The sequence below is a fragment of the Actinomadura sp. 6K520 genome (assembly GCF_004349245.1).
Lineage (GTDB): Bacteria > Actinomycetota > Actinomycetes > Streptosporangiales > Streptosporangiaceae > Spirillospora.
Genome location: NZ_SMLC01000208.1, coordinates 1 through 11103 on the forward strand (window position 1 = coordinate 1; position 11103 = coordinate 11103).

Here is an 11103-nt window from a genome sequence, read left to right on the forward strand (position 1 = left end):
CCCTGAAAACCCTAAGAGCCACCCCGTAACCCCACCCAAAGCAGCGACGCGCACCCCCACCCGCGAAGCGAGCACTGGGCAAGCGATCGGACGCAGTATCCCGCCGAAGGAAGGCGCTCCAGCGCCTGACTCCGGCAACGCAGAATCACACCCGCGACGACACCAGCCACCACCGCAACCCCGCAACGACCCTGGCCGTCGCGATCGCGTCCGAAGGCAGGTTTCGAGCCCGCGAGAAACCTGATCGCGCAGCGAGCCGCTAGGCGAGCCGGAGCGATGCAGCGATCGCACGCATTTCCCGTTGAAGGAAGGCGCCCTAGCGCCTGACGCCAAGGGAAATGCAATAAACACAGAGCTCGGGCGTCGCTGAACAACCCCCCGACTGTTCAGCGACGCCCGAGCCGCAGGCCGCCGGATCCCACCCCCCCGGTACGGGATCCAGCGGCGTGATCCGGCGTTTGCCGGATCTCCTGGTTTGTACGTGTGGGAGGTTCGCGGTGTGCTGGTCCGCCCGCCCTCCGCGGCGGTGTGGCGTGTGGTGCCACTGAGAACACTAGGGGTGTGATGCCACGGAGCGGCACCCGTGAAACGCGGTTCTCGGTAAACGGTATGTAGTCGAAGATATACGTAGCGTGTTCACGCGACGAGCGGTGGGGTGGGCGGGACGAGCGGCGAATGGGAACGGTCCACAGCGTGTGGTGAGCGGGCGTCGATGATTTACGGTGCCTGACGCGGTGCCGTTCGGGCGGCGACGGCGGGGCCGTCACCGCTCGTCGGGTCCGTCCTCGGCGGGGGCGGCGTCCCCCTCCGGCCGGTGGAACTTCCGGACGAGCCGGTCCCGCACCTCGCGGGTGTGGCGGCGGCTGACCTGCAGCAGCTCGTCCCCGATCTGGACGGCCGCGCGCCCGCCGTCGAAGCGCAGCTCGGTGACGTGCGCGGACGCGACGAGCGTGCTGCGGTGGATCCGGATGAACCCGGCCGCCTCCCACCGCTTGGTCAGCGCCGACAGCGGCATCCGGACGAGGTAGCCGCCGTCGGCGGTGTGCAGCCGCACGTAGTCGCCCTGCGCCTCGACATGGGTGACCGACCGGCGGGACACGAGCCGGGTGCGGCCGCCGAGCTCGACGGGGATCATCTCGTCCTCGGGGTCGCGAGCCTCCCCGTCGGGCGGGGCGGCCCGCCCGGCGGCCGCGGCGACCCGGCGGACCGACTCGGCGAGCCGCTCGGGACGCACGGGCTTCAGCAGGTAGTCGAGGGCGCCGAGCTCGTAGGCGGTGACGGCGCAGTCGTCGTGGGCGGTCACGAAGACGACGTGCGGGGGTGCGGCGAAGCCGGTCAGCAGGCGGGTGAAGTCGAGCCCGTCGAGACCGGGCATGCGTATGTCGAGGAAAACGGCGTCGAGACGCTCGCCCTCGACGAGCATCCGGCTCAGGTCGCGCAGCGCGGACGAGGCGTCGCCCGCGCAGCTGACCCGGCCGATCCGCTGATCCCTGCGGAGCAGATAGGCCAGCTCCTCCAGGGCGGGGCGTTCGTCATCGACGGCCAGGACGTGGAGCATGAGGCGACTTTGCCGCGATTACCGTCTGTCCGCAATCGATTCCACAAAGTGAGTGCCGCGTCGCATGGGCTTCGGTCAGTCCGAAAACAGCCCCGGCCGGTATTTCGGTACGCGTAGGTTGACCTTCGTCCCGGCGCCGAGGGCGGTCTCGATGGTCAGCCCGTACTCCTCCCCGTAGAACTGGCGCATCCGCTCGTCGACGTTGGCGAGCCCGATCCCCGCCCCTTCCCGCCGGGGGCGCGGCGCCACGCTGCCCCAGCCGGTCGGGCCGGGCCGGCCCACGGGCGCGGAAAGGATCTCCGCCAGGCGTTCGGGGTCCATGCCGACGCCGTCGTCCTCGACGCTGATCGCCGCCTCGGCGCCGGAGTCGCGCGCGATGATCGAGATGTGGCATGCCCGCCCGGCCCCGGTCCCCGCCATGCCGTGCCGGACGGCGTTCTCGACCAGCGGCTGCAGCGCCAGGAACGGCAGCGCGACCGGCAGCACCTCCGGCGCGATCTCGACCCGGCACTTCAGCCGGTCCCCGAATCTGGCCCGTTCCAGCAGCAGGTACCGGTCGATGGAGCGCAGCTCGTCGGCGAGCGTGGTGAAGTCGCGCGGGTTGCGGAAGGAGTAGCGGGCGAAGTCGGCGAAGTCCAGCAGGAGTTCGCGGGCGCGCTCGGGATCGGTCCGGACGAACGAGGTGATCGTGGTAAGGGAGTTGTAGACGAAATGGGGAGAGATCTGCGCGCGCAGGGCCCGCATCTCGGCCTCGGCCAGGCGGATGCGCGCGGTGTCGAGTCCGGCCAGCTCCAGCTGGCCGGCGAGGAGCCGGGCGGCGTCCCCGGCGGCGCGGACCCGTGCCGCGGACGGGTGCCGCCAGTACGCCGCGAGGGTGCCCGCGACGCGTCCCTCGACGGAGAGGGGGGCGACCAGCGCCGCCTGCACGCCGCAGAGCGGGTCGTCGCAGCCGACCGACTCCGGGGCCAGCACCCTGGGCCGTCCCGAGGCGAGCACCGGGAGGGCGTGCCGCACGGCGTCCGCCGCGTGGCGGTCATGGCCCTCCCCGTCCCACACCAGCAGCCGCGGCGCCTCGCCGGCCTCCGCGCGGTCGCCGTCGCCTGCACCGAAGCCGCCGCCGTCCTCCGGCGGCAGCACCCCGACCAGCGCGACGGCCTCCGCGCCCAGCAGCGGCCCGACCCTCCGGACGGCCTTGCGCGCGGCCTCCTCGGTCAGCCCGGCGCGCAGCGGCGACGACGCGCGCACGGCCCCGTGCAGTGCCGCGAACGCCGCCTTCTCGGCCGTGTCGGCGGGGGCGTGGCGGAGGGCGGCCAGCCGGCGGCGCAGCGCCCAGGATCCCGCGGCGGCGCCGACGGCCACGGCGCACATCACCGCATCCGCGACGGAGGGTAGGAACATGACAACTTACGGTAATGCCTGCCACCCGCGCGGGTCCGGATGTTGTCCATTTACGAAGCCCGGAAGTCCGGACACGGCCACCGGGCCGGCGCTACCGACCGGCCCGTCTCACAGCGGCGGGGCCTCGCCCTCGTCCTCCTGGTAGGAGTACCGCTGCTCCCGCCACGGGTCGGCCACATTGTGGTAGCCGCGCTCCTCCCAGAAGCCGCGGCGGTCCCTCACCAGATACTCCACACCCCGGACCCACTTGACGCTCTTCCACGCGTACAGGTGCGGGACCACGATCCGGACGGGGAAGCCGTGGTCGGGCGTGAGCCGCTCCCCGTCCCGATGGGTCGCGAACATCGTCGTCTCGGCGAGGAAGTCGCCCATCCGGACGTTCGCGCTGTAGCCGTACTCCGCCCAGACCATCACGTGCGTGACGTCCGGCGCGGGCGGCGCCAGTTCCACGATGGTCGAGCCGGGGACGCCCTCCCACTCGTTGTCCGGGATGGTGAACTTGGTGACGCAGTGGAAGTCGGCGACGGCGCGGCTCCTCGGCAGCGCCTCGAACTCGTCCCAGGTCCAGCGGTGCTGCTCCCCCGACTCGGTCGCGCCGAAGACCCGGAAATCCCAGTCCTTGGGACGGAACTTCGGCACGGGGCCGTAGTGGAGGACGGGCCAGCCCCGGGGGATGTACTGGCCGGGCGGCAGATCGCGGGGCGGCGGCGCGGACTGTTCGGGGTGGGACATGACGCCGCCATCCTGCCATCCGGGGTGAGCTGAGCCATATTCGGGGTCGCGCGCGCACGGCACCGGGAAAGTCGGCTAACCTGAGCACGTGCGCAACGTCGTCTATTTCTTTTGGTTCGACCAGCCCGGGCGGCTGGTCTGCCGGACGTTGCGCTGACAGACCACGAGACGAGAAGCCCCGGGCCGGTCGGTCCGGGGCTTCTCGCCGTTTGCGGGGTCGGCCGCGGGTCACCGGGATCCCGGGCGTAACGGAGAGGCAGCACACCAATGGTCGTCGTCATGGCCCCGGAGGCCAACGAAGCGGACGTCAACGCCGTCGTCTCACTTGTCGAGACGGCGGGGGGTGACGCCTTCGTCAGCCGCGGCGTGGAGCGGACCATCGTCGGGCTCGTCGGCGACGTTCAGCAGTTCGGCTCGCTGAACCTGCGCGGCATGCGGGGCGTCAGCGACGTCATCCGCATCTCGGCGCCCTACAAGCTGGTCAGCCGCGAGAACCACGCCGAACGCTCGATCGTCCGGGTCGGCGGGGTGCCGGTCGGCCCCGGCACCATGACGCTGATCGCCGGGCCGTGCGCGGTAGAGACCCCCGAGCAGACCCTCGGCGCCGCGCAGATGGCGCAGGCCGCGGGCGCGACGCTGCTGCGCGGCGGCGCGTTCAAGCCGCGGACCTCCCCGTACGCGTTCCAGGGCCTCGGCGAGGCCGGCCTGCGCATCCTCGCGGACGTGCGGGACGAGACCGGCATGCCGATCGTGACCGAGGTCGTGGACGCCGGCGACGTCGACCTCGTCGCCTCCTACGCGGACATGCTGCAGATCGGCACCCGCAACGCGCAGAACTTCTCCCTGCTGCAGGCCGCGGGCGAGTCCGGCAAGCCCGTGATGCTCAAGCGCGGCATGAACGGGACGATCGAGGAGTGGCTGATGGCCGCCGAGTACGTCGCCCAGCGCGGCAACCTCGACATCGTGCTGTGCGAGCGCGGCATCCGCACGTTCGAGAAGGCCACCCGCAACACCCTCGACATCTCCGCGGTGCCGGTGGCGCAGCGCCTCTCCCACCTGCCGGTCATCGTGGACCCGTCGCACTCGGGCGGCAGCCGCGACCTCGTCCTGCCGCTGACCCGCGCGGCGATCGCGGCGGGCGCCGACGGCGTGATCATCGACGTGCACCCGCACCCGGAGACCGCGCTGTGCGACGGCCCGCAGGCCCTCGTGGACGGCGACCTGCGCGAACTCGCCAAGCTCGTCCGCGACCTGCCCCCCATCGTCGGGCGGTCGCTCACCCGGGCCGCCGACACCGACACCGTTCCCGCCTGAACGTGTCCACCTGAACGGGTATCGTCGGGGCCATGGCGTACTGGGCCCCCGACTGCGGACCGCCGCGCTCCTGACGGGGCGCGGCGACCGCACCGCTACCAAGTCCTGACACGGCCCGGCACCGCGCGTGCCGGGGCCGTGCGTTCCTGCGTCCCGAATCCGGATTCCTCCCTTCCCGATTCGAGCTCAGGAGCATCTCCCCGTGTCACAGCGAACGTTCGTCCGGCGTGCGTCCGGAACCGACTCGCCGGCCCGCGCCCGCGCCGGGGGCGCCGGCATCCTCGTGGCGGCGTCCCTGTGGGGGACGACCGGGACCGTCCAGGCCTTCGCGGACGGCTCCTCCCCCTTCTCGGTCGCCGCGATCCGCATCCTCATCGGCGGGCTGACGCTGCTCGCCCTCGCCGCGGCGACGCGCCGCGCGGGGCTGCGCCGCCTGGTCGCCGACCGCCGCAACCTGCCGCTGCTCGGCCTGGGGGCCGCCGCGATCGCCGTGTACCAGACCGCGTTCTTCGTCGCCGCGGGCCGCACGGGCGTGGCCGTAGGCACGATCGTCACGATCGGCAGCGCGCCCGTGTTCACCGGCCTGATCGGGCTGGCGGCCCGGCGGACCGTCCTCACCGGGCGCTGGGCGCTGGCCACCGCGGGCGCCGTCACGGGCTGCACCCTCCTCATCGGCGGCGGGCTCGCCGACGACGCGCAGGGCGCGGGTGTGGAACCGGCCGGTATCGCACTGGCGCTGCTCGCCGGGCTGGCGTACGCGGGCTACGCGACGGCGGCGTCCGTGCTCATCACCCGCGGCGAGGACGACCGGGCGGTCGCCGGCGCGCTGTTCGGCGCGGCGGCCGTGCCGCTGGCGCCGGTGCTGCTCGCCGTACCCGCGGGGTGGCTGCTCACCGGCTCCGGCGCGCTGATCGCGCTCTACCTCGGCGTGGTCACCACCGGTGCCGGCTACCTGCTGTTCGCCCGGGGCCTTCGCGCCACACCCGCCACGACGGCGACGACGCTGACGCTCGCGGAACCGGCCGTCGCCGCCGTGCTCGGGACCGTCCTGCTGGACGAGGAACTCGGCGGGTTCGCGGCGGCCGGTCTCGCGCTGCTGGCGGCGAGCCTCGTCGTCCTCGTCGCACCCGCGCGGGGATCACTGCGGGGGCAGAGAACACGCACAGCGCGGTAACAAATTGGTCTGGACCATTGGCCGCGGCGGGCGCGGCGAGGATGATGTCCGGCATGACAACGGGCGATGGTGACGCCGCGGGGCGGCTGTTCCCGAAGGACCTCGACGGCGTCGACCCGGTCGCCGCGGTGCTGCTGGCGGACGCGTGCCGCGCCCTGTCCGCCTACCCGGAGCTCGTGGCCGTCGGCGCACTGTTCACCGCGGCCGAGCAGGTCACGGGCGGGTGGCGGGTCGTCTGCCCGTGCGACCCGCTGCCGCAGGGCGCCCGCGAACTCCTCGCCGGCCACCTCGCCGACCTCGCCGCGACCGCGGACACCGCCCAGGCGCGAGAACTGCACGCCGCCGCGCGCACCCTGCAGGAAGGCTCCGCCGACGAGGTGACCGCGTGCGGCCGGCGGCTGCGGATCGTCCGCATCCAGCAGCTCGTCCGCACCGGTCCCGACGGGCCCGAACCGCCCCGCCCCACCGACCTGGACACCGATCCCCGCCGCCGCTTCGAACTCCTCCCCGAGGACGGCCCCGCCTCCGACCTCGCGACCGCCGAACTGCTGTGCCAGGTCCTCGACGCGGCCGCGGCGGAAGGCAGCGAGCCGTCCGGTGCGTTCCTCACCCCCGTCGCGCTGGCACCCGCGTTCACCGTCGCCGAGCGCAGCGAACGGCGCTGGCGCCCGGTCGGGCGGCTCCACGACACCCCGCGCCAGGCCCGCGACTCCCTGGTCACCTACTTCCGGCACGTGGTACCCGCCGTGGAGAACCCCGACGACGCGGACCTCGCCCAGTTCACCGAGGCGGCCGACCTCATGGAGGACGGCACCCGCCGCAACGGCATCGCCGTCGCCGGGCGCCGCTTCCGCATCGTCCGCGTGGAACGCATCACGCTGATGAGCCCGATAGGCCCCGAACCCCCACGCCCGACCGACTTCGATGCGCGGTAGCACCCAGGGGGGCGACCCCCTGGAACCCCCGTTACGCACGGCGAGCCGTTTCCCGATCCGCTCCGCGTCTCGTGAAACGGCTCGCCGTGCGGCGGGTCGTGCGACCTTCGCTCGCTGCACTCGCTACGGCCGCACGACCCGTGAAGTGATCACTTAGGTCGGCGGCCCAAAGGGGAGACCCCCTGGGACCCTCGTCACGTACCACGGGTGAGGTTGTCTCCAAGGGGGGATGTTGGCCTAGGCCCAGTGGAGCCGTCACGGATGGTGTGGGTCAGGTCGGGTCGCCGTAGGTGGGGCGGTGTTCTTGGGCTGAGTCGGCCAGTTGGTCGGCCAGTTCTCCGGCGTCCAGGCGCTTCTCGAGTTGGCGGAGGTCGGCGATCCTGGCCCTGGTCTCGGCGCGGCGCGGGGCCAGGAGGGTGCAGCAGTCCTCGTCGGGGAGCTCGGAGATCGTCAGGGTGCGGATGCGGCGGGCCTGGTCCATGATCTCGACCTTGTCCATGCCGACGAGGGGGCGCAGGATCGGCAGGTCGACGGCGTCGTCCAGCGCGGTGATGTTGGTCAGGGTCTGGCTGGACACCTGGCCGAGCGCGTCGCCGGTGATCAGGGCGGTGCCGCGCAGCCGGCGGGTGAGGAGCTGGCCGGTGCGCAGCATCAGCCGGCGCTGGGCGATCACCGCGAGGCGGTCCGCGCCCGACGACTTGATCTGCTGCTGCGCCTTGCCGAACGGGACGACGAACAGCCGCGACCCGCCCTGGAACTTGTCCAGCTCGCGGACCAGCGCGTACGCCTTGTAGATCGACTCGGGGCCGGTGAACGGCATCCCGGAGAAGTGCAGGTAGTCGACGCGCAGGCCGCGGCGCATCATGCGGTACGCGGCGACGGGCGAGTCGATGCCGCCCGACATGAGCACCAGGGCGCGGCCGCTCATGCCGACGGGCAGGCCGCCCTGGCCGGGCAGGCCGCCGGAGTACACGAACACCTCGTCGCGGTCGACCTCGATCGACAGCGTGTGGTCGGGGTCCTTGAGCCGGACGGGCTGCCCGTAGCGGCCGGCGACGAGGGTGCCGATGTGCCGGTCGAGCTCGGTGGAGGTCAGCGGGAACCGCTTGTCGCGGCGGCGGGACCGGACGGCGAACGTGCCGGTCCGCCCGTCCATCAGCTCCAGCGCGGCGCGCTCGACGCTGGCGAGGTCCTTGCCGACGCGCCAGGCGCGGTGCGCCCAGACGATGCCCATCACGTCGGTGATCCGCTGCGCGACGCGCTCCATCGTCGCCAGGTCGGCGTCGTGCTTGCGGACGATGAAGACGCCGTGGCGCCGGATGACGTCGACGCGGGCGATGGGGCGGACGGCGGTGCGGACGTTGTCGGCGAGCCGCCGCTCGAACTGCTCGCGGTTCTTGCCCTTGAGGACGACCTCGCCCAGTTTCAGCAGCACGCACGGCTCACCGTCGACCGGCGGCTTCTCCCGGACGTCCGCCGGTGCGGCGTCGAGCGTGGTCATGGGGGATCCTCCCGGCGGGAACGGGTCTGAAGGGACTCTTAGTGTTGCTCAGAGAAGCCAACACCGCGACCCGGAATCACTGTTCCCGCCGGGAGAACCGGTCAGCCGAAGAAGACCTCGGCCTCGGCGTAGCGCTCCAGCGGGACGGTCTTCAGCTCCTTGGTCGCCTCGTCGAGCCCGACCCGGACGATGTCGGTGCCCTGCAGCGCGACCATCTTGCCGTAGTCGCCGTCGCGGACGGCGTCGATCGCCTGCAGGCCGAAGCGGGTCGCGAGGACGCGGTCGAACGCCGTGGGGGTGCCGCCGCGCTGGATGTGCCCGAGCACCGCGGCGCGGGCCTCCTTGCCGGTCCGCTTCTCGATCTCGTCGGCGAGGGCCTGGCCGATGCCGCCGAGCCGGACGTGCCCGAACGCGTCCCGCTCGCCCGTCTGGAGCGCCATCTGCCCCTCGGCGGGGTGGGCGCCCTCGGCGACGACGATGATCGGCGCGTACCGGGTCTTGAACCGGGACTCGACGTACCCGACGACCTTGTCGATGTCGAACGGCCGCTCCGGGATGAGGATGACGTTGGCGCCGGCGGCCATCCCGACGTGCAGCGCGATCCACCCCGCGTGCCGGCCCATGACCTCGCAGATCAGCGCGCGGTGGTGGCTCTCGGCGGTGGTGTGCAGCCGGTCGACGGCCTCCATGCCGATGTTCACCGCGGTGTCGAAGCCGAAGGTGTAGTCGGTCGCGTTGAGGTCGTTGTCGATCGTCTTCGGGACGCCGACGACGTTGACGCCGTTCGCGTACAGCTCGCTCGCGACGCCCAGGGTGTCCTCGCCGCCGATGGCGATCAGCGCGTCCACGCCGAGGCCGGCCAGGTTGTCCTTGATCCGCTCGACGCCGCCCTCGACCTTGATCGGGTTCGTCCGGGACGAGCCCAGGATCGTCCCGCCGCGCGGCAGGATGCCGCGCACCGCCTGGACGTCGAGGGCCACGGTGTCGCCTTCGAGGGGCCCGCGCCAGCCGGCCCGGAAGCCCACGAACTCATAGCCGAAGACCTGGACGCCCTTGCGCACGACCGCGCGGATCACCGCGTTCAGGCCGGGGCAGTCACCGCCTCCGGTCAGCACTCCGACGCGCATGCCGTCTCCTTCTCCCGCCACCGGGCTCCTCCCTCGATTCACATGGCCACACTAGCCACCCGGTCACCGCCGGCCGGCGCATTCACCGACCGCCCCGGCGTGGCGCCATTGGTCTAGACCATAGCCCCTCGCGGGTGCGGCTCGCACGTTGTCGGCGACGGTCGGCGGAGGCCGGCTAACCCTCCTGGTCGAGGCCCTTCTCAATGGCGTAGCGGACGAGTTCCACGCGGTTGTGGAGCTGCAGCTTGCCGAGGGTGTTCTGCACGTGGTTCTGCACCGTCCGGTGGGACAGGACGAGCCGCTGCGCGATCTGCTTGTACGTCAGCCCCTTCGCGACGAGCCGCAGGACCTCCGTCTCGCGCTCGGTCAGCCGCGGCGCGTCGTCGTCCGCGCGGGAGGGGGCGGTGGCGAGCCTGCGGTACTCGCCGAGCACCAGCCCGGCGAGGCCGGGGGTGAACACGGCGTCGCCCTCGCCGGTGCGCCGGACGGCGTCCAGGAACTCCTCGCGCGCCGCGGACTTGAGGAGGTAGCCGGTGGCGCCCGCCTTCACCGCCTCCAGGACGTCCTGCTGCTCCCCGCTCGCCGACAGCACCAGGACGCGCACGGGCGGGTCGGCGGCGGCCAGATGGCGGGTCACCTCGACCCCGCTGATGTCGGGGAGCTGGAGGTCGACCACGGCCACCTGCGGCCGCGCGGCGGCGGCGACGCGGACCGCGGCGCGCCCCTCGCCGGCGGTCGCGACCACGTCGTGGCCGGCCTCGGCGAGGTCGCGGGCGACCGCCTCCCGCCACATCGGGTGGTCGTCCACGACCATGATCCTCAAGGGCACGTCAGTCACGGGCACACCCTAAGCCGACATACCGCCCCGCCGCCCGCTCAGCGGGGGACGGTCAGCTCGATCTCCGTGCCCTCGCCCTCGGCCGTGCAGATCGTGACCTCGCCGCCGAGGTCGGCGACGCGGCCGCGGATGGACTGCGCGACGCCGAGCCGGCCGGCCGCCGCGGCCTCGTCCAGCCGCCCGGCGGGCATCCCCGGCCCGTCGTCGCGGACGCTGACGGTGATCTCGGCGGGGCCGTCCTCCAGCAGCACCCACGCGCGGGCGCCGGCGCCGCCGTGCCGCCGGACGTTGTCCAGCGCCGCCGCGACCGCCGCCGCGACCTCCCCGGCGGCGTGCGCGGGCAGCCGCACCTCCGTCGCCGGCGTCGACACCGTGACGGACGGGGACGCGTGCCCGGTCAGCAGCGGGCGGAGGTCGACCCCCGCCCCGGCGTCCGAGGCGGCGGCGGGCGCGGACGGGCGGGTGCCGATGAGGGAGCGCAGCGCCGCCTCCTGCTCCCCCGCCAGCCGGCCCAGCTCCGCCGCCT

10 protein-coding genes are annotated in these 11103 nt (G+C 73.1%); 3 read left to right on the forward strand and 7 right to left on the reverse strand.

Translation table 11 applies throughout. The features are described from left to right. Nucleotides 1-763: 763 nt before the first annotated feature. From E1289_RS32770 to E1289_RS32780, 3 genes are all read right to left on the reverse strand, one after another. Nucleotides 764-1558: a LytTR family DNA-binding domain-containing protein gene (locus E1289_RS32770; protein ID WP_131987217.1), complete on the reverse strand. Its 795-nt coding sequence runs from the start codon at nucleotides 1556-1558 to the stop codon at nucleotides 764-766. Between the two features lie 75 nt (nucleotides 1559-1633). Next, nucleotides 1634-2956, reverse strand: a complete 1323-nt coding sequence (locus E1289_RS32775; RefSeq protein ID WP_131987219.1) for a histidine kinase — start codon at nucleotides 2954-2956, stop codon at nucleotides 1634-1636. Between the two features lie 108 nt (nucleotides 2957-3064). After that, on the reverse strand, nucleotides 3065-3688 hold the full coding sequence (locus E1289_RS32780) for a sulfite oxidase-like oxidoreductase (RefSeq protein ID WP_131987221.1): 624 nt from the start codon (nucleotides 3686-3688) through the stop codon (nucleotides 3065-3067). A 267-nt stretch (nucleotides 3689-3955) separates the two neighbouring features. Between E1289_RS32780 and aroF the strand changes: the two genes are divergently transcribed. The 3 genes from aroF (at nucleotide 3956) to E1289_RS32795 (ending at nucleotide 7111) form a co-directional block, all read left to right on the forward strand. Further along, a complete protein-coding gene (aroF, locus tag E1289_RS32785; protein WP_131987223.1) occupies nucleotides 3956-5002 on the forward strand; it encodes a 3-deoxy-7-phosphoheptulonate synthase in 1047 nt (348 codons plus the stop codon). Nucleotides 5003-5204: 202 nt separating this feature from the next. Beyond that, nucleotides 5205-6176: an EamA family transporter gene (locus tag E1289_RS32790; RefSeq protein ID WP_131987225.1), complete on the forward strand. Its 972-nt coding sequence runs from the start codon at nucleotides 5205-5207 to the stop codon at nucleotides 6174-6176. A 53-nt stretch (nucleotides 6177-6229) separates the two neighbouring features. Then, nucleotides 6230-7111 (forward strand): DUF5954 family protein, encoded by an 882-nt coding sequence (locus E1289_RS32795; protein WP_131987227.1) that lies wholly within the window; start codon nucleotides 6230-6232, stop codon nucleotides 7109-7111. A gap of 271 nt (nucleotides 7112-7382) precedes the next feature. Here E1289_RS32795 and thiI read toward each other — a convergent pair whose 3' ends face one another. The 4 genes from thiI to E1289_RS32815 form a co-directional block, all read right to left on the reverse strand. After that, nucleotides 7383-8612: a tRNA uracil 4-sulfurtransferase ThiI gene (gene thiI / locus E1289_RS32800; RefSeq protein WP_131987229.1), complete on the reverse strand. Its 1230-nt coding sequence runs from the start codon at nucleotides 8610-8612 to the stop codon at nucleotides 7383-7385. 101 nt (nucleotides 8613-8713) lie between these two features. Continuing rightward, entirely contained in the window at nucleotides 8714-9739 is a 1026-nt protein-coding gene (locus E1289_RS32805; protein WP_131987231.1) for a 6-phosphofructokinase, read from the reverse strand. Nucleotides 9740-9914: 175 nt separating this feature from the next. Then, nucleotides 9915-10553: a response regulator transcription factor gene (locus E1289_RS32810; RefSeq protein WP_207929303.1), complete on the reverse strand. Its 639-nt coding sequence runs from the start codon at nucleotides 10551-10553 to the stop codon at nucleotides 9915-9917. 62 nt (nucleotides 10554-10615) lie between these two features. Continuing rightward, on the reverse strand, nucleotides 10616-11103 hold a 488-nt coding region (locus tag E1289_RS32815; RefSeq protein WP_243713303.1), incomplete at its 5' end, for an ATP-binding protein.